The sequence below is a fragment of the Algibacter sp. AS12 genome (assembly GCF_046736315.1).
Taxonomy (GTDB): Bacteria; Bacteroidota; Bacteroidia; order Flavobacteriales; family Flavobacteriaceae; genus Algibacter_B; species Algibacter_B amylolyticus.
This window is the reverse complement of record NZ_CP151841.1, coordinates 2,535,137-2,556,755: the sequence shown is the minus strand read 5'-3', so window position 1 is coordinate 2,556,755 and position 21,619 is coordinate 2,535,137. Positions and strand designations below refer to the sequence as shown.

Below are 21,619 nucleotides of genomic sequence, written 5' to 3'. Positions count from 1 at the left end.
GCATTAAGGCGCTTTGTTATAACTTGAAAAGAGCGTCCTATGGCGCTCTTTTTTATTTAATATAATATTTATTTAAAAAAGCGTAGGGTAAACTATTTGTTAGGTGTCTTATTAATGAAAGCTCTAATAGAGCAAATTAATAACTTTAAAATTATACGTCATGAAAATATTTAAAACATTAGTATTCATTTTAATTATCAGTTTTTCATTTACAATACAGGCTCAAGAAGTTGAAACTGAAAACAAAACGACTGTAGATAAAAAATCATACTACCAAAAGCGCGCTGCAGAAGACGCTAAATTCGAACAGCAGTTTAAAGCAGAAAATGAAGAAGAAAGCGAAGACTTTTGGCAAGAACATAAAGCTTACGAAAAAGAATTAAAGAAAAAAGACCGACAAGCCTACAAGGCTTATATGAAAGGTAAAAGAGATGCCTATGCAGAGCATTATGAACATTGCGATAACCATTGTCATCATAACGCACATTACTACTCACACGCATCGTTTTACTATTACGGATACGACGGGTATTATTATAACAGACAACCACAAAGAAGAAGCACAATAAACACCCGAGTAAGTTTGGGTGCACCAAGAGTACGCGTAGGTTTAGGAATATAAAATTGTATTTGGATTAGTCAAAATTTGCCCCAATACCTACCAATAAAAATGCCGCTTAAATTAAGCGGCATTTTTCATTATATATGTATCGATGTTTTATGCATCAATATTTGCATAAATAGCATTCTTTTCAATAAACTCTCTACGAGGTGGCACTTCGTCACCCATTAACATAGAGAAAATTCTATCGGCTTCTGTACCGTTATCTATTTGTACTAAACGCATCGTTCTAAACTCAGGATTCATGGTTGTATCCCAAAGTTGAGATGCATTCATTTCCCCAAGACCTTTATAACGTTGTATTTTAGATCCATCTCCAAATTCCGAAACGATTTCATCGCGTTCAGCATCAGACCAAGCATATTGTTTTTTTGCACCACGTTTTACTAAGTATAAAGGCGGTGTTGCAATATAAATATGTCCGTTTTCAATTAATTCCTTCATATATCTAAAGAAGAACGTTAAGATTAACGTTGCAATGTGGCTACCATCAATATCGGCATCACACATTATCACTACTTTATGATATCTTAGTTTAGAAAGATTTAAAGCTTTACTATCCTCTTCTGTACCAATAGTAACACCTAAGGCAGTAAAGATGTTTTTAATCTCTTCATTTTCAAAAACCTTGTGCGTCATCGCTTTTTCAACATTCAAAATCTTACCACGTAATGGCAAAATAGCTTGAAATGCTCTATCACGTCCTTGTTTTGCAGTTCCACCCGCCGAATCTCCCTCAACAAGGAATACTTCACATTTTGTAGGATCCTGCTCGGAACAGTCACTTAATTTCCCAGGTAAACCACCAATACTCATTACCGTTTTACGCTGTACCATATCACGCGCTTTTTGCGCCGCATGACGTGCCTGTGCTGCTAATATTACTTTCTGTACAATAATTTTAGCATCATCTGGGTGTTCCTCCAAATAATCGGTTAGCATTTCAGAAACGGCTTGACTTACCGATGCCGAAACCTCTCTATTTCCTAATTTGGTTTTAGTTTGCCCTTCAAATTGAGGCTCTTGTACTTTTACCGATATAATTGCAGTTAATCCCTCACGGAAATCATCACCTGCAATATCAAACTTTAAGTTTTTTAATAAGCCAGATTCATCAGCATACTTTTTTAAGGTATGTGTTAAACCACGACGGAAACCAGATAAATGCGTTCCACCTTCGTGCGTATTAATATTATTAACGTAAGAGTGTAAATTTTCAGCGTAAGATGTGTTGTAAATCATAGCAACCTCAACCGGCACACCATTCTTTTCACCTTCAAAAGCAATAACATCTTTCATTAAAGGCTCACGAGTTGCATCTAAATACTTGATAAACTCTTTTAAACCTTCATCAGAATGAAATGTTTCACCCTCAAACTCACCATCTTCTTTTTTAGATCGTTTATCAATTAAATGAACCGTAATTCCTTTATTTAAAAACGCTAATTCACGTAAACGACTAGCAAGCGTATCATAACTATACTCTAAAGTTTGCGTAAAAATGGTAGGGTCTGGCTTAAAAGTAACTGTGGTTCCTCTTTTTTCCGTTTCACCAATTTGTTTAACAGGATATAAGGCTTTACCGCGCTCATATTCTTGCTCCCAAATTTCACCTTTTCTGTAAACCGTAGCTTTTAAACTAACCGATAAAGCATTCACACAACTCACACCAACACCGTGCAGTCCACCAGAAACCTTATAAGAATCCTTATCAAACTTACCACCTGCTCCAATTTTAGTCATTACAACCTCAAGTGCAGACACGCCTTCTTTTTTGTGTAAATCTACAGGAATACCACGACCATCATCTTCGGTCGTAATCGAGTTATCTTCATTAATAATTACTGTAATATTATTACAATGTCCAGCTAAAGCCTCATCAATCGAGTTATCAACCACCTCGTAAACTAAATGGTGTAAACCACGAACTCCTACGTCTCCAATATACATGGAAGGACGCATACGTACGTGCTCCATACCCTCTAATGCCTGAATACTATCAGCCGAATAATTATGCTCGTTAAAAGCTTCTTTCTCTTCGCTCATATTATTTATTTCTATAATTATTTAATTTTTAAAAACACCACAAATTATTTTGGCGTTACCACAAGGGTCGGGCTTTTCGCTGCAAGTCCTCGCACCTCCTACGTCGGGCTGTGGGCTTTACACTACAATCCCTAACGCAGGTTAGTCTGCCAAATTCTACAAAAACAACATCATCTTTTTTATTTGTAAAACATAAAACAACAATCCTATTCCAATAAAATATCTGCATAAAAAAAGACGCCCTATAGCATCCTTCTGAATAGAAACAAATATACGAATTTCTAATGCTTTTAAAAAGCTTTTTAGCGCGCCAAAACAATAGTTATCAACAATTGTTAATTATCTAAAACCCGCTTAAATCGATTAAAAATAGCCTTAAAACAGATTCTCATGCTTTTTAACCAAGTGAATTTTACAAAAAAAGCAAAACCGTCTATAACAAGCTAAAATTACCTTTATTTAAACCTAAATTACGTAGCAATTAAGCACTTGTTTTAGTATTTTCGTATAACATTTTAATACAGCTAACTATTAACTCTTAATTTTATGAAAACAAAACTACTCATTTTAGCTTGCTTTTACACCGTTTTAAGCTTTGGACAATCGGTTTCAACGTATCACAGTGCACCAAACACGAATTTCACCCTGTTAGGTCCTGCAACAGGCATGGACCAAACAGCTACTGGTGCTAATGCTAACTGGACTCTAACTAATTTTACCCAAGGAAATACCTATGTGGATACCTATACAGCTCCAACAGCATCAGAATTATCAAGCTATCCAGGTACAACCAACGTGCTTAGTATCATTAATGAAGCTAACACCTCAAACCCTAATCAATTCTTTTTAGCAGAAAACGGTTCAGGATCTGCCATTACAGGTATTTCTCAAGGCGATATCGAATTAAATTACAGTACAAACAATGCTTTTATTGGTATGTTTCCAATGAGCTTTGGTACAAATAACTCGGGACCAGTATCGGGCACTTTCTCTTTTCAAGGCACTAACGGAACATTTACAGGAACCTTCTCTGCATCTATTGAAGCCTACGGCACATTAACAGTAGGAACAACATACAGCGAGACTGTTACACGCATGCGCGTAGATCAAAGTTTAAGCTTTAGCGTTCCTCCAATTTTAAACAACGTAGGTACGCTAACCCAAACTGTGTATTACTACTTTAACAATACAACAAACAACTTAGATTTTAGATATAGCTATACTAATATTGTTGCTGCCGCTTTAAATATAGACCAAACCTCTGAATCTTTCGAGTTTAACACTACAGATAACACGCTATCTAGCAACGATTTTAATTTAGCTGCCATTACAAAATTATACCCAAATCCTGCACAAAATGCAATAAGCGTTAACATACCAAATAGCGAGACGGTAAAATCGTTTTTAATATACGACAACCAAGGGCGAATCGTGTCTGCCCGAAGCGAGCACTATAACAACATTGATATAAGCAACCTAAATACTGGTCTATATTTCCTGAATATTCAAACCAATTCCGGGAAGGTTTTTAATAAAAAGTTTGTTAAAAACTAAAAGATCATTTTAACCTAAAATTAAAAATTAGTGCAGATTACTGAAAGACTATTTACGTAACTTTAAGTTTCTTAATAATCTCATAATTAAGCTTAGGATATTTATTAAAATAGTGTATAGTCTATTTATTCTGCCTATATTTGGGCGCATTAAAATAGCAATGACAAATAATAACAATAATAATAATTTCAATAATCCTAATTTATAGGGTCCGGAAGGTTATTGTTTAAAAATATATAAAGCCTTCCTTATTTTGGAAGGCTTTTTTTATAGATACCAATTAGTATCTCAATTTAAAAATAAAAGACATGAGTAAAATTATGACAGTCGACGTATTGTCGAGTATTAAAGGAGCGCAGCCATCGGAAGCGGTTAACAAACTATTTGAAGTTATTAAAAACGCTAATACATCAAATAATAATGCTTCCAATAATCATAATAACGCCGTGTCTTTAAACGATTTAAGAGACGATGTTGTTGTAGATAGTTCGGCTACCGAAAAACAAATCATCATCGAAAACTTTCCAAAAGAAAAAAACGGCTATTTAGTAGTTTCTAAAGTTATAGAAGAATAATTATGAGTTCTCAAATACACAGTATTCATCAGCAATTGGTGAACAAAGACATAACTTGTACCGCTCTGGTTCAAGAAAAATTAGATCTTTTAAAACAAAACACAAACAATACGGTAAATGCATTGCTAGATACTTTAGCCCTAGATTTAGCCGCAAAAGTAGATGCTAAAATTGCAAACGGCGAAACTATTGGCTTGCTAGAAGGTATTCCTTTTGGAATTAAAGATGTGTATATGGTTCAAGGCACGTACACAACAGCAAGTTCAGATTTACTTAAAAATTACAAATCGGCGTACACAGCAACGGCCATCCAAAAATTATTAGATGCTGGAGCCATTCCGTTGGTAAAAGAAAACTGCGATAGTTTTGGTCATGGTTCTTCTAGCGAAAACACCATTTTTGGTGCCGTAAAAAACGCTATTAACCCAGACTTAGTTGGCGGTGGTTCTAGTGGTGGTTCTGCAGTAAACGTAGCTAAAGATTACACCGTATTTTCTATTGGTGGCGATACTGGTGGTTCTGTGCGTCAGCCAGCTGGTTACAATCACGTTTATGGTTTAAAACCAACTTACGGGCGTATTTCTCGCTATGGCTTAATGGCCTACGCATCGTCTACAGACTGTGTTGGCCCTATTGCTAAATCTATCGAGGATATTCGTATTGTACTTAACGTAATGAGTGGAAAAGATGCTAAAGATCAAACCACTTACGCTTCCGCTGAAATTACGCCAGATAGCATTGCAAATTCCAACACCATTAAAACCGTTGGGTATTTCAAGAATTTTATTGAAAACGATTCTATTGATGCTACTATAAAAGCAGATTTTTTAGCAACCATCGAAAAAATAAAAGCTAAAGGCATTGCCGTTAAAGCTTTAGATTTCTTTGAATCTGAAACGTTGGTATCAACCTACTATACTTTGGCTATGGCCGAAACCGCATCCAACCTTTCGAGATTAGATGGTACAAATTACGGTAACCGTATTGAAGGCGATAATTTAAAAGATACGTATGCCATTACCCGTTCTGAAAACTTTTCGGAAGAAACAAAACGCAGAATTGTTGGTGGCAACCAGGTATTATCTCAAGGATTTTCAGATGCTATTTATTTAAAAGGCTTAGCCCTAAGAGACGCTATTGCAGAAAACTTCGAAAAAGATTTTTCGGCAGTAGATATTATCATTTCTCCGGTTACACCTAACACGCCGCCTAAAATTGGCGATAGTTTAAAAGACCCACATGCTATGTATTTAAGCGATGCATACACCGTTGGTTTTAGTTTGGGGCAATTACCAACCTTAACTGTACCTCAAGGCACTGCAACAGGCCTGCAAATTACGGCAGCAAAAAATAACGACGAACTTGTTTTGAAGTTTGCTAACTTCTTAAAAGATACGATATAATGGATTTAGAGCAATTAAACGACGCACTTAAAAAACACGAATTAGAGTTAGTTATCGGTCTGGAAACCCACGTTCGATTAAACACTAAAACCAAATTATTTTGTTCTTGTGCTAATCAAGAGATAGAACAACCAAATCAAAATATTTGTTCGGTTTGTACAGGACAAATGGGTGTTTTACCTGCCATAAATAAAGAGGCTATTACTAAGGCTATTTATTTTGGAAAGGCTGTAAAATCGACTTTTAGTAACGAGGTTATTTCTTGGGATAGAAAGCATTACGAGTATCCGGACAACCCGAAAAACATACAAATTACACAATTTCATAATCCGGTAATTCCAGACGGACAAGTCTCTTGTTTCCGTAATGATGGTTCGCAATTTACAGTTAACCTAACACAAGTTCATATCGAGGAAGATGCCGCTAAATTGATGCACGAGAAAAAAATCTCATTAGTCGATTTTAATAAAGCCGGTGTACCGTTAATTGAAATTGTAACCGAGCCTTGTATTCGTCATATCGAAGATGCTTCAACCTATGCGCAATACATTCAGCGTATTGTTCAAAACTTAGGCATTTCTGAGGCTAACCTTGAAAAAGGGGAATTTAAATCGGATGTCTCTGTATCGCTTCGTAAAAAACACGATTATAATTTAAACCCACGTACCGAAATAAAAAACTTAAACTCATTTAAGTTTATGATTGATGCTTTAAAAGAAGAAGTTGAAAAACAACTTAACTATTTCTTAGAGCATAAAGAGTTTAGACCAGACCAAACAACGGTTCTATGGGATGCTGAACTGAAGCAAACCAAAACCATGCGTAAAAAGGAATTCGAGGCCGATTACCGTTTTATCTCGGAGCCCGATTTACCTTTTGTAAGCATAAAAGATGTGGTTGAATCTATCGATGTCGATTTAAGCACCTTACCATTTGCAGTAGAGTCTATTTTAATAAAAGGTGGCGTATTACCACAAGATGCTAAGTTTTTTACAACCGATTCATTGCGTTCTGAAACCTTTGTTACCATTAACAACGCGCTTAAAGACCCTTCTTTTGTTGCAAAAACCTTAACGAATAATATAAAAGCAGAAGACTACACCAAAATAGAAAATGTTTCAGATTTTATTGCCATATTCAACCTGTTTAAAGATGATAAAGTCACTTCTGTTTTAGCACAAAACGCTATTAAATCGGTATTAGAACACCCAAGTTTCGATTACAAAACATATTTTGAAGCGAATACCATTTCAGAATCTAAAATTAAAGATGCTATAAACAAAGTAATTTCAGAAAACGAAGCCGTAGCAAACGATATTAAAGCAGGAAACCAAGGGAAAGCAGGTATTCTTGTTGGAAAAGTAATTGCGATTATTGGTAAAGGTGCCTCAGGAAAAGTAATTCGCGAAGGCATTTTAAGTGCACTTTCAGGAAATGAAGGCGCAAGCAAGACAACCGAAAATGCAAGCACACAACAACCAATAACAAATAACCAACAACCAGTAACTAAAACAGAAGAAGTTCTTCCAGAAATTCCTATTGTTATAAAAGACGAATACAGAACTCACGTGATTTCGGATATTTCGGACGATAGTATTTCTAAAAACCTAACACTTTCCGGTTGGGTGTCTAGTGTGCGCGACCATGGAGAATTAATGTTTATCGATTTACGCGATTCAAGCACACAAGTATTTCAAGTTCGATTAAGTAGAGAATCGTTTGCTAATTTAGATGAGTTAGTAAAACTAAAACCAGAATCGGTTATTACAGTTTCTGGAACCATCATGCAACGTAAGGAGGATGATTATAACGCCGCTTTAAGAACAGGTAAAATTGAATTAGAAGCCAAAGATTTAGAAATTTTAAACCTTTCTAAAACCTTACCTTTTGAAATAAAAAGAGCAACCAAAACCAACGAAACGGTTCGTTTTCAATATAAATATCTAGATCATAGAAATGACGATGTTCGTAGAGCTATTGTAAATCGCCATAAGGTGATTAAAATGATGCGTGATATTTTGGACGACCAAGAGTTCCTTGAAATTGAAACGCCTATTTTAAGTGCAGGAACCGATGAAGGTGCACGCGAATTTATTGTACCAACACGAAAGCAAGCCGGTTCGTTTTACACGCTTCCGCAAGCACCTCAGCAATTTAAACAAATGTTGATGGTAAGTGGCTATGAAAAATATTTCCAGATAGCACGTTGTTTTAGAGATGAAGATTCTCGAGGCGATCGCCAACCAGAATTTACTCAGTTAGATATTGAAATGGCTTACGCTAGCATGCAACAAATTATCGATTTAAACACCAATATGTTTAATGCTATTGTTGAAAAAATATATGGTAAAAAATGGATATTACGTCCGTTTGAAGTGATTACCTATAAAGAAGCCATGGACAGTTATGGTTGCGATAGGCCAGATTTACGTTTCGGTTTAAAACTACAAGACATTACGGAGTTTGTAAAAGATACAACTTTCCAAGTGTTTAGCAAACCTATTGAAGAAGGCGGTATTGTAAAATGTATTAAAGTTTCGGCCGAAGAGCAAGGAAACAAGCGCTTATCGAAAGGACAAATTGAAAAACTAACCACTTTAGCACAAAGTCATGGTCTTGGTGGTTTAGCATACATTATTGTAAACGAAAACGATTTACAGTCGCCAATTATTAAGTTTTTAGGCGAAGATATTGCCGCAGCAATCATTAAAACAACCAACGCACAAGTTGGTGATATTGTATTTTTTTCGGCTGCAGATTATGCAACAGCAAACAAAGCTTTAGATGCTGTAAGACAAGAATTAGGTAAAATGTTACGTTTGATTAACCCTAAGGAATTAAGACCTGCTTGGGTTATTGATTTCCCTATGTTTGAAAAAACAGACGAAGGCCGTTGGACGTTTACGCACAACCCGTTCTCTATGCCAGCTATTTATGATATTGAAAAACACATGAATGGTAAGGAAGAGGAAATTGGAAGCATTATTGCCCAGCAATACGATTTAATTTTAAATGGTTACGAAATTGGTGGTGGGTCTGTACGTGCGCACAAACCTGAGATTTTAGAAGCCACATATAAAAACATGGGCTACAACAAAAAAGAAATGATGAAGAGTGTTGGCACCATGTATAAAGCGTTCCATTATGGTGCACCACCACACGGCGGAATTGCTTGGGGAGTAGATAGATTAATGATGATTTTAGAGAAAAAAACATCTATTAGAGAAGTCATGGCGTTCCCAAAAACTGGAACTAGTGAAGATTTACTCTTTGGAGCTCCTTCTCCTCTATCTGATAAAAAGGTTGAAGAAATGAACGTAAGAATTCTAAAAAAATAAACTGTATTTTAGCTCCTATGAAATTCACCTACTTTTTATTACTTATTAGCTTAAGCACCTTTGCACAAACATGGCAAGCGGCTCCTAATATTGTTACGAATACCGATGGCACCCGTTTTGACGATGTATTTTTTTTAAACGATAATTTAGGTTGGGCAGCAAATGGGCAACATGGCGCTATTTTTAAAACTACCGATGGTGGTTTAAACTGGACCGAACAATTAAACCATTCGGAGTTAGGAGGCAATAATAAGTATTTTAGAAATGTTGAATTTTTAAACGAAAACATTGGCTTTGTAGGGACTTTAAATGGTGCGTTTTACAAAACGGTTGATGGTGGCGATAACTGGACAGAGGTTAGCATAAGTCCTAACCCAAATGCTATTTGCGGTATAAACGCAGTGGGAAGCTCCACAATTTACGGCTGTGGTGCTTATTTCCAACCTGCACATCTCATAAAATCGACCGATAGCGGAGACACTTGGACTTATACCGATATGTCTGCCTATGCAAACGCCTTAGTAGAAGTTAAATTTTTAGATGAATTAAACGGTTTTGCGGCCGGTAGAAACAATACAGGTGCTATCGTGTTAAAAACAACCGATGGCGGCGTTACATGGTCTAACATTTACCAAGCCACTATTTCTGGCGAATACGTATGGAAACTTCAAATTCTAGATGGTAATCCTAATGTAATTTTTGGAGCCATTTACACCTCACAAGCAAACCCAGGGAAACTTATAAAATCTTTGGATGGTGGTGTTACATGGACTAGTCATGATGCACCAGAAAGCGGTGTTGAAGCTGTTGGGTTTATCTCGGAAACTAAAGGTTGGATGGGAGGCCATACCACAGGGTTTCATGAAACCAACGATGGCGGTGCAACTTGGACAGACCTAAATATTGGCGGTAACTTAAACCGTATTTTTGTACTAAATAGCACCTTGGCTTATGCTGCAGGAGCTTCGATATACAAATACACTACCGAAACATTAAACACTAATAATTCAGAAATTTACAGAAAAGATCTTGATATTACCTTATCTCAAAACCCTGTAGGTAACCTATTAGAATTCACCATAAATTATAATGTTGGTGATAACATACTTATTGAATTATATAGCAGTACAGGCGCCTTTATAAAGCAATTAACAAGAGACTCCATAAAAGATAAAAGTAGTAAAACCTATTCGTTTAACGTAAACGATTTAGCTTCTGGATATTACATATTAGATTTTCATAGTAATACAGGACGTACCGCTAAAAAGTTTATTAAACTGTAATTTTTTTTGTCGTAAAATACTGTTGGGTTGTAAAAAACAGATACAAATGATAAAAGGATTAATTCTATAATTAACAAATTGTCTTTTATTTATAAAAAAATAATTTGAATGAATAATATCAATATTAACATTCTCTTTTATTCGTTTTAAAACCTATAACTCAATTTAATTCTTAATTTATTATCAAACTCGAATTCCACCAAATTGTTTCAGACCATAAAACAAACATTTAGAATAGAAGAATGATATTTAACTCTATTGATTTTGCTGTTTTTTTACCAATCGTTTTTATACTTTATTGGTTCATCTTTAATAAAAATTTAAAGCTACAAAACCTATTAATCGTTGTTGCTAGTTATATTTTTTATGGTTGGTGGGATTGGAGGTTTTTATCCTTAATTCTTTTTAGCACTATTATAGATTATTCAATAGGTATTAGTTTATCAAAACAAGAAAGTAAAACCAAAAGAAAAACACTTTTATGGATTAGTATTTTAGTAAATCTTGGGTTTTTGAGTTTCTTTAAATATTATAATTTCTTTCTTGAAAATTTTATCACAGCATTTTCTTTTTTTGGAGCAGCAATAAAAACGAATTCGTTAAATATTATTTTACCCGTTGGAATTAGCTTTTACACCTTTCAAACACTTAGCTACACTATTGATGTATACAAGCGAAAGATCCATCCAACAAAAGATTTTATTGCTTTCACTGCATTTGTAAGCTTCTTTCCTCAATTAGTTGCGGGACCAATTGAAAGAGCTTCAAATTTACTTCCACAGTTCCTTAAACAAAGAAAATTTGAGTACTTCAAAGCAGTTGATGGTATGCGTCAAATACTATGGGGATTATTTAAAAAAATCGTAATTGCCGATAATTGTGCCCAATATGCCAATATAATTTTTAATAACTCTTCCGAGTATTCAGGAAGCACTCTAGTTCTAGGCGCAATATTTTTTACGTTTCAAATTTATGGAGATTTCTCAGGATATTCTGATATTGCTATTGGCTCTTCGCGTTTATTTGGATTTAACTTAAAACAAAATTTTGCTTTCCCATATTTTTCAAGAGATATTGCAGAATTTTGGAGACGTTGGCACATATCCCTTTCCACATGGTTTAGAGATTACCTATATATTCCTTTAGGAGGCAGTCGTGGAAGTACTTACAATAAAATTAGAAATGTCTTTATAATATTTTTAGTTAGTGGTTTTTGGCACGGAGCAAATTGGACTTTTATAGTTTGGGGTGCATTAAATGCCTTATACTTTTTACCTATATTCCTTACGAATAACAATAGAAATAATTTAGATGTTGTAGCCAAAGGGAAACACCTACCAAGTATCAAAGACTTATTTTTAATACTGATTACCTTTAGCTTGACTGTTTTTGCTTGGATATTTTTTAGAGCAGAAAACATAAGTCACGCCTTTAGTTATATATGTTCTATCTTTTCAAACTCCCTCTTTTCAATACCTGAAATAAAACCAAAGGCTGTAATTTTATTACTTGCATTATTTATTATAATTGAATGGTTTGGAAGGTCTGAGCAATATGCTATTTCTAAACCTCCTTCGAATATAATTTTTAGGTGGTTATTTTATATAGGACTTATTCTAATAATTTATTTTTACGGCAATTTTTCGGAAGAAATAGAATTTATATATTTTCAATTTTAGCCCTAATTATATGCAAAAGTTTTTAGTTAAATTTTCTTGTTTTTTCTTCTTACTAATTCTTCTGAATGCTTTGCTTAATCATTATGGAAATAAAATATATTTAGCCAGTTATAAAAATTATTCCACAAACTTTAATTCTTTTTTACTCTCTGACTCACATGGTTTACCATTAAGTAATAATGCAGAAAAGAATGGAATATTTAATTTTTCGGCTGGCAGTGATTCATATTTTGATATGAAAAGAAAAATTAATTTCTTATTAAAACGAACATGTGTTGACACCATTTACTTAACGGTTGATGACCATACATTAAGCCCATATCGTGAGAGACAAAACAATTTAGATCGCTCCATATATTTCAGTACAACAAATGATTATTCAAATATTTTATTATTCCTAAAAGAAAAAATAATTTTTAACATAGCATTCTTTCATCCTAAAAAACGCACTCTTTTAAAAAAATATATTATTTCCTTTTTTAACACAAAAAAGAATGATAATAAAACTATTACCCAAAACACATCATGGGATAAAAAGAGTAAAAAAGAGCAAATAAATTCCTCAATAATAAGATTTAATTCTCAATTCCCAGGAATAAAAAATTCGAAAGCTTTAGAACAAACTTTAATAGAAATAATACAATTATGTAAGAAAGAAAATATCACTTTAATTGGGTTAAAATTTCCATTATCAAAAGAGTATATTAATATAATGGGGCATAACACATATGGCGCCAATAAAATATTTAAGGATTATAACTTAAAAGTTTTAGATTTTAAAAATAAATTTGTTTTAGAAGATAAATACTTCTTAAATCAAGACCATTTAAATGAAGAGGGAGGAACTCAATTAATAGAAATATTATTCAGAAAAAAGCTTTAATACATAAGATTACAAAAATAACACCTTGTTTTTTTAACTAATCAATTATAAAGCAATAAACAACAGATTCGATAAAGAATAAAAGCACTAAAACCTATTCGTTTAGCGTGAACGATTTAGCTTCTGGATATTAGATTTCCATAGTAATACAGGTCGTACCGCTAAAAAGTTTATTAAACTGTAATTAGCTTTTTATAATTACTGTTAGTATAACTCCTAATAAAAAGAGCCTAGTTTTAAACGACTAGGTTCATTTTATTTTTGTAAGAAAATTTATTTATATTTGCGGAATACCAACGACAAAAAACCACCTATACCTTATACTTATTTACGTGACATTAAATATAAAAGTTGTCTTATATGCATTTGGCTGTGATAAAGATAAAATTCTTATGAAAAAGATAATTCTGATATTAATTTGTTCATCAATCTCATTTTCTGTTTTTGGACAAGACACAATTTATTTGAATAGCAAAAAACAAAAAGTTTCAAAGTCTGAAGCTGAGTATTTTAAAGTACAAAAGACTAAAATAAAAAAAGGATCTTTTTCTGAAAAGACTTATCTTTTAAATGGACAATTAAAATTTGAGACTATTTATGAAAAGGATAAAATCATTAGACACTTCGCTTGGTATGATTCTGGAAAACCATATTTATAAATCAATTATAATAAAGGTTAAAAAGATGGAGAATTTTTAACTCTTTCGGAAAATGGAAGAGTAAGGAGAAAAGATTTTTATAAAAATGATAAACTAATAAGCGGAAACTGTTGGAATAAAAACGGAGATAAGATTTCTTATTTTGAATATGAAAAACAAGCTGAGTTTCCAGGGGGTTCAAAAGAATTTATGAATTACTTAAAAAATAACATTTCGAATGATAATATTGCGAACAAGGAAGTTGTAATTAAATTTTTCATAAACTTTAATGATAAGGTTTCAGAGACACAGATAATTAAAAAGAGTAATAATTTAAAATTAGACACAAGTATTGTAATTGCAATTATGAATATGCCAAAATGGAAACCTGCTGAGCAAGATGGAAAAGTAGTTGGTATTTGGAGAACATTACCATTAAGATTTTAAGACTAGACTACAACCAATATACTAATACAACAAATAAACCTAAACTGAACCGCTATAATATTCACCTTTTATTATATGCAAATTTCTTATTTTTAAAAGCATGAGTAAGCTGCAACAGTAAGCGCGTTAGGGATAGTAACGGATAGCAAAGCCTGACGAAGGAAGCGCGAGGACTTGCAGTGAATAGCCCGCCCGCTTGCCCTGAGCGCAGACGAAGGGTGTGGTAACGCCTTAATCAAAAGTATAGAAACTTAATTATTTATCTTCATTGGTTTCGGACATATAGTATAATCGTTTTAAGCTTTTTTTAAGTAGCCGGAACCTAAACACACCTATTACGAAAAAAATAGCGCTAAAAGCTAAGGCCAAAAACGCCAGATATTTAAAGTTTGGAAATCCTTTTAACTGAAAAAAGCCGATACTACCTAATAGTAAATAGAGTGACGACCTGATGTATGACAGTAGGGTACGCTCGTTTGCTAATCGGGTGCGCTCTATAGCCAAATAATCTCTTAAAATTACTTTTTGGTCTGGTTTAAAATCGCGTCCAAATTTTAAAAGTTTCATTATTTTCAATTTTAATTCTTTATAAAAATACATTTTTTTAAAGCAATCTGTATAGCCATAATTAAGGATTTTAAATGAATACTATATTATTGTAAACTTTAACATTAGCTAACGACTTTTATAAAAACATTAAGACCTTTTTGGTTTAATTTTAAACTTTTAATAAAAACTAAAACAGATTATGAAAAAAACAACTTTATTATCAACCCTTGCTTTTGCATTTGTTATGTTATTAACATCAACGTTAAATGCTCAAAAATTTTCGAAATTAGATAAAAGTCCGCTTGATGTGGCTTTTTACAGAGTAGACAAAAAAACGCCTGCTTTTGTAAAATTAGTGTATAGCCGTCCGTTTTTAAAGGGCCGCGAATTAAGTAAACTGGCTCCTAACGGAGAGGTTTGGAGAACTGGCGCTAACGAAGCTGCTGATATTACCATTTATAGAGACATGAAAATTGGTGGTAAAAGTATTGCTGCCGGAACGTACTCGTTATTTACTATTCCTGGAGATAAAGAATGGACTATTATTTTAAATAAAGATGTTAATGTTTGGGGATCGTATTCATATAAAGAAGCTAATGATGTATTAAGAGTGAAGGCTCCTGTTAGCAAAGACGACACAGTTTTAGAGAACTTTTCTATTACCTTTGAAAGCAATGATGCCGGAGCAGACATGTACTTAGGTTGGGGCACTACAAGAGTAGTTGTACCGTTTTCAAATTAAATATATGTATCAAAAAAAAGTTCCGATAGCTACAAGTTAGTTATCGGAACTTTTTTTATATTAAAATACTTTAAAAACGTAACCTAAAAGCCAATATAGAATAAGGAAAACAAAAAAGGTTCCTATACAACCACATTTACCGCCTCCTATTTTTTTTGCTCCCCAAGCCGCTCCAATAATTCTCAATAATTTTTCCATAATCGAATATTTTTATAGCTCAAAAATACATTACAATTCATACTTTTCTTGTCTTAAATCATAAAAAGTTTAACACAAATACAGTTATAATACTTTAGGGAATATTTAAATATTTATGAGTTTGTAAAGACACTTTCCATTTTGGGTGTTTCATTACATAATCAACAATTTCTGGCACTACCTTATCGCGTTTACTCCACTCGGGTTGTAAGTATAAAATACAATCATCGTTTACCTTAGCTGCTTGTTCTTCAGCAAAACGAAAATCGTCTTTATTGTAAATAATCATTTTTAACTCGTGGGCATGATCGTAAACTTCCTTGGTTGGAAGTTTCATTTTTTTAGGCGATAAACAAATCCAATCCCAAATACCTGTTAGTTTATATGCACCAGAGGTTTCGATATGTGTTTGTAAGCCTTCTGCTTTTAATTGGGTTGTTAAAGCGGTCATATCCCAAGTTAATGGCTCTCCACCAGTAACCACAATAGTATTACTATACGATTTAGCGGCTGCAACAATTTTAGTTGTTTCGGTAGGTGGATGTAAATTAGCATTCCAACTTTCCTTAACATCGCACCAATGGCATCCTACATCGCAACCACCAATACGAACAAAATAGGCTGCAGTTCCTTTATGAAACCCTTCGCCTTGTATAGTATAAAACTCTTCCATTAAGGGCAACATCTCCCCTTTCTCCACCATTTGCTTCACAACTTCATTCATCCCAAAAAAATTTAGTGTGCAAATGTACATATATTTACAGAAATGACTTAAAGACAAGCAGCTTTGTTTTGTTTACTTTTTTTTCTTGAAAATGTTTTCTTAAATTCGTAGTATATTAATTAATACAACCTCAATCTCCCTCTCAAGAATGAAAGTAATAGCATTTACAATACTATTGTTATTAAACAATTTTTATAGTTTCTCTCAAGTTGGTATTGGCACAGCAAGTCCTGATGACTCATCTATTTTAGATATTGAATCTACAGATAAAGGTTTACTTATACCAAGACTAACAACCACTCAAAGAAATAATATTACCACGCCAGCGCCTGGGTTAATGATATTTAACACCACCTTAAACACCTTTGAATTTAATTCTGGTTCAACTAGAGTGCCTTCATGGAGTAAGCTGAACCCCGACTCATCTGTACATATTGGAAAATTTATAATAACAGGCACAGGAACACAAACAATAACGGGATTACCCTTTGAACCATCGTCTATAAAATTTTCTGCTGTTCCTAATGTAGAAAGCTATAATGTAGATGCTGATAATGACATAGGAAACAATAATAACACGTTTCAAAACGTTTTTGGTAATATGTCTGGATATACTACAAACTACGGCGGCGGCATACTACAACAAGTTATTTTTGTTGGTGGTAGCGGAGCTTCTATTAATGATATTTCTAGATATGCTTCTAGCTCTAGAGCAATAGGAATAAGATATACCAACAATAACGGAAATAGCTTAGGTTTAACGGCAGCCGAAGTAACAAGTTTTGGCACAAATGGTTTTACCATAAATGTAACAGACCATACCGAAGATATTGTTGTTATTTTTGAAGCCCATAGATAGTTTTCTTGAATAGCACGCTTTTTTTTGTAGAAAAGCTTCTTACGCAATTTTACTTGTTCTCTTCGAATTACTTCCATAATTCCTATAGACACGCAACCTCAATCTCTCTCAAGAATGAAAATTAGAATATTTACTATACTATTTCTATTAAGCAATTTTTACAGCTTCGCTCAAGTTGGTATTGGCACAGCGAGTCCCGATGATTCTGCGGCTTTACAAATAGATAGTTCAAACGGCGCTCTTATTCCTCCCAGAATGACATCGACCCAAATGGATAATATTCCTACGCCTTTAAACGGCTCCATGGTTTTTAATACGACAAGAAATTCATATTATGTTTTTAAAAATAGCACGTGGTCAAGCTTAACTAATTCGGCTCTTGTTATTAATAGGAGTTTTGGAAGTGGCAATAATATACTTCAAACCCCTAATAATTCGTATGTTGATTTTCCAATAGGGCCATCCGAAGTTATTTCAACAAACCCAGATGTTTACAATGTTACCGCAAATGGAAGAGTTACTATATTAGAGCAAGGTAATTATCTGTTTACAGCATCTCTTTCGTCTAGTAATATGCCAAGTGGCAACACAAAATATATTATAGCGCTAGTTGTTAATAATGCTTTAGTTGGATATCTAAATAGAGGTGTCGCTACATTACCTAGCACAGATTATTGGGGAACAAGCGGGAGCATTATGTATCCAATAAATGCCAATGATAATGTAAGACTAAGATATGTGCTAAATAATGGGGGTTCTACACTAAATGCTGTATTTATAAATATTGGTATAACACGATTAAATTAAATTTACTACGCTCAAAAAAATCACTAAAAAACCTATTTTTTTCTTCCTTATATTTCCTGTATTTTTATGCAAAATTATAAGGCATGAGCAACAAGGAAACTTTTTTCAAATACATTACAGAAGGCAATACAACTAAAGGTGATTTTATACCTGTTGGAGCCGCCATGTTAGATGGTGAAACGATAACCGGAGCACATGTAAAAATACCTCTAAAAACCATGAATCGCCATGGTTTAATTGCCGGAGCTACAGGAACTGGAAAAACAAAATCGTTACAGGTTTTAGCTGAAAACTTAAGTGACAAGGGAATTCCTGTATTACTTATGGATATAAAAGGTGATTTAAGTGGGATAGCACAACCTAGTCCTGGTCATGCTAAGATTGATGAACGCCATGAAAAAATAGGATTACCTTTTGAACCTAAAGCATTTCCTGTTGAAATATTAACCCTTTCTGAACAAGACGGCGTTCGCTTAAGAGCTACTGTTAGTGAATTTGGACCTGTGTTGTTATCCAGAATTTTAGATTTATCTGAAACACAATCTGGAATTGTCGCCGTAATTTTTCAATATTGCGATAATAATAAATTGCCACTTTTAGATTTAAAAGATTTTAAAAAAATATTACAATACGCTACACAAGAAGGCAAAGAAGAATTCACTGAATCTTATGGTAGGATTTCGACAGCATCAACTGGCGCCATACTACGAAAAATTATAGAGTTAGAACAACAAGGTGCCGATCGTTTTTTTGGCGAAACCTCTTTTGAAGTTGAAGATTTATTACGTGTTGATGAAAATGGCCGTGGCTATATAAATATTTTAAGACTAACAGATATACAAGATAGACCTAAATTATTTTCAACCTTTATGTTAAGTTTACTGGCCGAAATTTATTCGACCTTCCCAGAACAGGGAGATAGCGACAGACCAGAACTTATTCTATTTATTGACGAAGCTCATTTAATTTTTAATGAAGCATCAAAAGCACTTTTAAATCAAATTGAAAGTATTGTAAAATTAATACGTAGTAAGGGTGTTGGTTTATATTTTGTAACGCAAAACCCAACCGATGTTCCAGAAGCTGTTTTGGGGCAATTGGGTTTAAAAATTCAACATGCATTAAGAGCTTTTACCGCCAAGGATAGAAAAGCTATTAAACTAACTGCGCAAAACTATCCGGATTCTGAGTATTATGATACTACAGAGGTTTTAACATCTTTAGGAATAGGTGAAGCCTTAGTTTCTGCGCTAGACGAAAAAGGACGTCCTACACCACTTGCGGCTACCATGATGCGAGCTCCAATGAGTAGAATGGATGTGTTAACCGATGTTGAATTAAGCAGCTTACTATCAAAATCTAAGTTGGTAAAAAAATACAACGAAACCATAGATAGAGAAAGTGCCTATGAAATGCTGAATAAGAAAATTGAAAAAGCAGAGGCCGAAGAAGTTAAAGAAAAAGCTAGAGAAGAAAAAGAAGCGCTTAAAAAAGCAGCATCGAAAAAGAAAACAACAACTTCTAGACGAAAAAGCACTGCCATGAACCCTATAGTTAAAGTATTAACAAGCGCTACTTTTATTAGAAGCGTATTTGGCATTTTAACAAAAGTTCTAAAAAAATAAGAAAACAAACTGTTTTACAAATTAACAGATTAAATCTAAAAAAAAACTAAATAATTTATGTACAAATCTTTTTTAACGGTATTATGTATCTCTTTTCTTTTAACGAGTTGTAATAAAACACAAAACCCTTTCGAAATTAGCAAGCAACATGTTGGCTTACTAACCGATTCTACTCAAGTTAAAGACTTAAAAACTATTTATGCCAACGATTCTATCGTTAAATTTATAAGTGGTGATGAGTTTACAGGAAACATAAACAATATTGAAATTTTTGAAAAAGGAGGTAAAAAACTTTTAACGCTTACGCCTAAACAAGCTTTAGATTCTACCTCAACAATTGGTAGTATTCGTATTCTAGATGAGCGTTTTAAAACTGAAAACAACATTACTAGTTTAAGTACTTTTAAAGACATAAAGGAGAATAATAAAATTTCTAGAATTAGCAATTTAATTAATTCTATTGTTGTGGGAGTCGATCAAATTAACGCTAGTTTTACTATCGATAAAAATGAACTACCTTCTAACCTTAGGTTTGATATGAATTTAAAATTCGAACCAACTCATATTCCAGATAATGCCAAAGTAAAATACTTTTTTATAAACTGGAACCATTAATATAAATGAATCCACTTATATCCAAAATTCTAGTTGATGTTGCACGTAAACGACTTGAAAAAAAGCACGTTGGCGCAACGGTTACTAAAAAACAAATTGATCCTTTAGTAAAATCGTTTGAGATAGAAATTTCTCACGCGGTAAAAGAATTCGTTTTTATTATTATAGGTGTTTTTTCGGCTGGTTTTGGTTTAAAAGGCTTCTTACTACCTAACAACTTTATTGATGGTGGTGCTACAGGAATCTCATTATTACTTAAAAACGTAACCTCAATACAACTAGGCATATTACTAATTATAGTTAACCTTCCTTTTATCTTTTTGGCTTCGAAAACTATAGGTAATAAATTCGCCTTAAAAAGCATTGTTGCCATTGCTTTACTAGCTATTGTGGTACATTTTGTAGATTACCCAACTATAACTGAAGACAAGCTACTTATTGCAGTATTTGGTGGTTTCTTTTTAGGCTTAGGGATAGGTTTATCCATGAGAGGTGGCAGTGTAATTGATGGCACCGAAGTTCTAGCTATTTATTTAGGACGAAAACTTTCGCTTACTATAGGCGATGTATTACTACTTATTAATATTGTAATTTTTTCTGTAGGCGCCTATGTATTATCTATGGAAATAGCACTTTACGCTATTTTAACCTATTTATCGGCTGCCAAAACAGTAGATTTTGTGGTTGATGGTGTTGAAGAATATGTGGGTGTTACTATAATTTCTGAGCAGCACGAAAAATTAAGAATCATGCTAACCCAAAACCTTAGAAGAGCTTGTACAATTTATGCAGGAAAAGGTGGTTATGGTACAAAAGGAGAAAGTTACGACAAGGATATTATCTATACTATTGTTACCCGTTTGGAACTTGCAAAACTTCAAACCGAAATTGATAAAATTGACGAAAACGCCTTTGTAATTATGGGTGTTGTAAAAGATTTAAAAGGCGGAATGATAAAGAAAAAGCCTTTACAAGACCAACATTAAATCTTAATGTATTAAAACTATCGAATTACTATTTTTCTATTTTAAT

20 protein-coding genes are annotated in these 21,619 nt (G+C 33.5%); 16 read left to right on the top strand and 4 right to left on the bottom strand.

Going from position 1 to position 21,619, the window contains the following annotated elements:
• Positions 1-160 precede the first annotated feature (160 nt).
• Positions 161-622: a hypothetical protein gene (locus tag AAFN75_RS10770; protein WP_411806319.1), complete on the top strand. Its 462-nt coding sequence runs from the start codon at positions 161-163 to the stop codon at positions 620-622.
• A 96-nt stretch (positions 623-718) separates the two neighbouring features.
• Here the strand turns inward: AAFN75_RS10770 and gyrB are convergent, their stop codons facing one another.
• On the bottom strand, positions 719-2,668 hold the full coding sequence (gyrB, locus tag AAFN75_RS10765; RefSeq protein WP_144116106.1) for a DNA topoisomerase (ATP-hydrolyzing) subunit B: 1,950 nt from the start codon (positions 2,666-2,668) through the stop codon (positions 719-721).
• Positions 2,669-3,214: 546 nt separating this feature from the next.
• On the opposite strand from gyrB, the gene AAFN75_RS10760 reads away from it, so the two are divergent.
• The 9 genes from AAFN75_RS10760 to AAFN75_RS10720 all read left to right on the top strand — a co-directional run bounded on the left by AAFN75_RS10760 (position 3,215) and on the right by AAFN75_RS10720 (position 14,468).
• Positions 3,215-4,222, top strand: coding sequence for a T9SS type A sorting domain-containing protein (locus tag AAFN75_RS10760; RefSeq protein ID WP_411806318.1), 1,008 nt, complete (start codon positions 3,215-3,217; stop codon positions 4,220-4,222).
• A 308-nt stretch (positions 4,223-4,530) separates the two neighbouring features.
• Positions 4,531-4,797, top strand: a complete 267-nt coding sequence (locus AAFN75_RS10755; RefSeq protein WP_175473483.1) for a hypothetical protein — start codon at positions 4,531-4,533, stop codon at positions 4,795-4,797.
• 2 nt (positions 4,798-4,799) lie between these two features.
• Positions 4,800-6,200: an amidase family protein gene (locus tag AAFN75_RS10750; protein ID WP_411806317.1), complete on the top strand. Its 1,401-nt coding sequence runs from the start codon at positions 4,800-4,802 to the stop codon at positions 6,198-6,200.
• Entirely contained in the window at positions 6,200-9,538 is a 3,339-nt protein-coding gene (gatB/aspS, locus tag AAFN75_RS10745; protein ID WP_411806316.1) for a bifunctional amidotransferase subunit GatB/aspartate--tRNA ligase AspS, read from the top strand. Before AAFN75_RS10750 ends, gatB/aspS begins: the two co-directional genes overlap by 1 nt.
• Before the next feature lie 17 nt (positions 9,539-9,555).
• Complete coding sequence (locus AAFN75_RS10740; RefSeq protein ID WP_411806315.1) at positions 9,556-10,821, top strand: YCF48-related protein; 1,266 nt, start codon at positions 9,556-9,558, stop codon at positions 10,819-10,821.
• A gap of 242 nt (positions 10,822-11,063) precedes the next feature.
• Positions 11,064-12,500: an MBOAT family O-acyltransferase gene (locus tag AAFN75_RS10735; RefSeq protein ID WP_411806314.1), complete on the top strand. Its 1,437-nt coding sequence runs from the start codon at positions 11,064-11,066 to the stop codon at positions 12,498-12,500.
• Positions 12,501-12,510: 10 nt separating this feature from the next.
• Positions 12,511-13,383 (top strand): hypothetical protein, encoded by an 873-nt coding sequence (locus AAFN75_RS10730; RefSeq protein ID WP_411806313.1) that lies wholly within the window; start codon positions 12,511-12,513, stop codon positions 13,381-13,383.
• Positions 13,384-13,715: 332 nt separating this feature from the next.
• A complete protein-coding gene (locus AAFN75_RS10725) occupies positions 13,716-14,042 on the top strand; it encodes a hypothetical protein (RefSeq protein WP_411806312.1) in 327 nt (108 codons plus the stop codon).
• A 189-nt stretch (positions 14,043-14,231) separates the two neighbouring features.
• Entirely contained in the window at positions 14,232-14,468 is a 237-nt protein-coding gene (locus AAFN75_RS10720) for an energy transducer TonB (RefSeq protein WP_411806311.1), read from the top strand.
• Between the two features lie 255 nt (positions 14,469-14,723).
• Here AAFN75_RS10720 and AAFN75_RS10715 read toward each other — a convergent pair whose 3' ends face one another.
• Positions 14,724-15,035 carry a DUF202 domain-containing protein gene (locus tag AAFN75_RS10715; protein WP_411806310.1) on the bottom strand — a complete coding sequence of 104 codons (312 nt, stop codon included), beginning with the start codon at positions 15,033-15,035 and terminating at the stop codon, positions 14,724-14,726.
• 181 nt (positions 15,036-15,216) lie between these two features.
• Between AAFN75_RS10715 and AAFN75_RS10710 the strand changes: the two genes are divergently transcribed.
• Positions 15,217-15,759, top strand: coding sequence for a DUF2911 domain-containing protein (locus tag AAFN75_RS10710; RefSeq protein WP_411806309.1), 543 nt, complete (start codon positions 15,217-15,219; stop codon positions 15,757-15,759).
• Positions 15,760-15,819: 60 nt separating this feature from the next.
• On the opposite strand, the gene AAFN75_RS10705 is transcribed toward AAFN75_RS10710, so the two are convergent.
• Both AAFN75_RS10705 and AAFN75_RS10700 read right to left on the bottom strand, forming a co-directional pair.
• Positions 15,820-15,957, bottom strand: coding sequence for a hypothetical protein (locus AAFN75_RS10705; protein ID WP_172625824.1), 138 nt, complete (start codon positions 15,955-15,957; stop codon positions 15,820-15,822).
• A gap of 94 nt (positions 15,958-16,051) precedes the next feature.
• Positions 16,052-16,681: a 7-carboxy-7-deazaguanine synthase QueE gene (locus tag AAFN75_RS10700; protein WP_144115540.1), complete on the bottom strand. Its 630-nt coding sequence runs from the start codon at positions 16,679-16,681 to the stop codon at positions 16,052-16,054.
• 148 nt (positions 16,682-16,829) lie between these two features.
• Between AAFN75_RS10700 and AAFN75_RS10695 the strand changes: the two genes are divergently transcribed.
• The 5 genes from AAFN75_RS10695 to AAFN75_RS10675 all read left to right on the top strand — a co-directional run bounded on the left by AAFN75_RS10695 (position 16,830) and on the right by AAFN75_RS10675 (position 21,573).
• The gene (locus AAFN75_RS10695; RefSeq protein WP_411806308.1) at positions 16,830-17,540 is read left to right on the top strand and encodes a hypothetical protein; all 711 of its coding nucleotides are present in this window, start codon (positions 16,830-16,832) and stop codon (positions 17,538-17,540) included.
• A 114-nt stretch (positions 17,541-17,654) separates the two neighbouring features.
• On the top strand, positions 17,655-18,347 hold the full coding sequence (locus AAFN75_RS10690) for a hypothetical protein (RefSeq protein WP_411806307.1): 693 nt from the start codon (positions 17,655-17,657) through the stop codon (positions 18,345-18,347).
• Between the two features lie 83 nt (positions 18,348-18,430).
• Complete coding sequence (locus tag AAFN75_RS10685; RefSeq protein ID WP_144115538.1) at positions 18,431-19,972, top strand: helicase HerA-like domain-containing protein; 1,542 nt, start codon at positions 18,431-18,433, stop codon at positions 19,970-19,972.
• Between the two features lie 57 nt (positions 19,973-20,029).
• On the top strand, positions 20,030-20,587 hold the full coding sequence (locus tag AAFN75_RS10680) for a hypothetical protein (RefSeq protein WP_411806306.1): 558 nt from the start codon (positions 20,030-20,032) through the stop codon (positions 20,585-20,587).
• A gap of 5 nt (positions 20,588-20,592) precedes the next feature.
• The gene (locus tag AAFN75_RS10675) at positions 20,593-21,573 is read left to right on the top strand and encodes a YitT family protein (protein WP_411806305.1); all 981 of its coding nucleotides are present in this window, start codon (positions 20,593-20,595) and stop codon (positions 21,571-21,573) included.
• Positions 21,574-21,619 lie beyond the last annotated feature (46 nt).

What these genes read in the sequence shown, in the direction of transcription:
- AAFN75_RS10730 (WP_411806313.1), top strand. Translation starts at nt 12,511, where the DNA reads ATGCAAAAGTTTTTAGTTAAATTTTCTTGTTTTTTCTTCTTACTAATT.
- AAFN75_RS10680 (WP_411806306.1), top strand. Translation starts at nt 20,030, where the DNA reads ATGTACAAATCTTTTTTAACGGTATTATGTATCTCTTTTCTTTTAACG.
- AAFN75_RS10695 (WP_411806308.1), top strand. Translation starts at nt 16,830, where the DNA reads ATGAAAGTAATAGCATTTACAATACTATTGTTATTAAACAATTTTTAT.
- AAFN75_RS10720 (WP_411806311.1), top strand. Translation starts at nt 14,232, where the DNA reads ATGAATTACTTAAAAAATAACATTTCGAATGATAATATTGCGAACAAG.
- gatB/aspS (WP_411806316.1), top strand. Translation starts at nt 6,200, where the DNA reads ATGGATTTAGAGCAATTAAACGACGCACTTAAAAAACACGAATTAGAG.
- AAFN75_RS10750 (WP_411806317.1), top strand. Translation starts at nt 4,800, where the DNA reads ATGAGTTCTCAAATACACAGTATTCATCAGCAATTGGTGAACAAAGAC.
- AAFN75_RS10675 (WP_411806305.1), top strand. Translation starts at nt 20,593, where the DNA reads ATGAATCCACTTATATCCAAAATTCTAGTTGATGTTGCACGTAAACGA.
- AAFN75_RS10690 (WP_411806307.1), top strand. Translation starts at nt 17,655, where the DNA reads ATGAAAATTAGAATATTTACTATACTATTTCTATTAAGCAATTTTTAC.
- AAFN75_RS10740 (WP_411806315.1), top strand. Translation starts at nt 9,556, where the DNA reads ATGAAATTCACCTACTTTTTATTACTTATTAGCTTAAGCACCTTTGCA.
- AAFN75_RS10685 (WP_144115538.1), top strand. Translation starts at nt 18,431, where the DNA reads ATGAGCAACAAGGAAACTTTTTTCAAATACATTACAGAAGGCAATACA.
- AAFN75_RS10770 (WP_411806319.1), top strand. Translation starts at nt 161, where the DNA reads ATGAAAATATTTAAAACATTAGTATTCATTTTAATTATCAGTTTTTCA.
- AAFN75_RS10760 (WP_411806318.1), top strand. Translation starts at nt 3,215, where the DNA reads ATGAAAACAAAACTACTCATTTTAGCTTGCTTTTACACCGTTTTAAGC.
- AAFN75_RS10710 (WP_411806309.1), top strand. Translation starts at nt 15,217, where the DNA reads ATGAAAAAAACAACTTTATTATCAACCCTTGCTTTTGCATTTGTTATG.
- AAFN75_RS10755 (WP_175473483.1), top strand. Translation starts at nt 4,531, where the DNA reads ATGAGTAAAATTATGACAGTCGACGTATTGTCGAGTATTAAAGGAGCG.
- AAFN75_RS10700 (WP_144115540.1), bottom strand. Translation starts at nt 16,681, where the DNA reads ATGAATGAAGTTGTGAAGCAAATGGTGGAGAAAGGGGAGATGTTGCCC.
- AAFN75_RS10705 (WP_172625824.1), bottom strand. Translation starts at nt 15,957, where the DNA reads ATGGAAAAATTATTGAGAATTATTGGAGCGGCTTGGGGAGCAAAAAAA.
- AAFN75_RS10735 (WP_411806314.1), top strand. Translation starts at nt 11,064, where the DNA reads ATGATATTTAACTCTATTGATTTTGCTGTTTTTTTACCAATCGTTTTT.
- AAFN75_RS10715 (WP_411806310.1), bottom strand. Translation starts at nt 15,035, where the DNA reads ATGAAACTTTTAAAATTTGGACGCGATTTTAAACCAGACCAAAAAGTA.
- gyrB (WP_144116106.1), bottom strand. Translation starts at nt 2,668, where the DNA reads ATGAGCGAAGAGAAAGAAGCTTTTAACGAGCATAATTATTCGGCTGAT.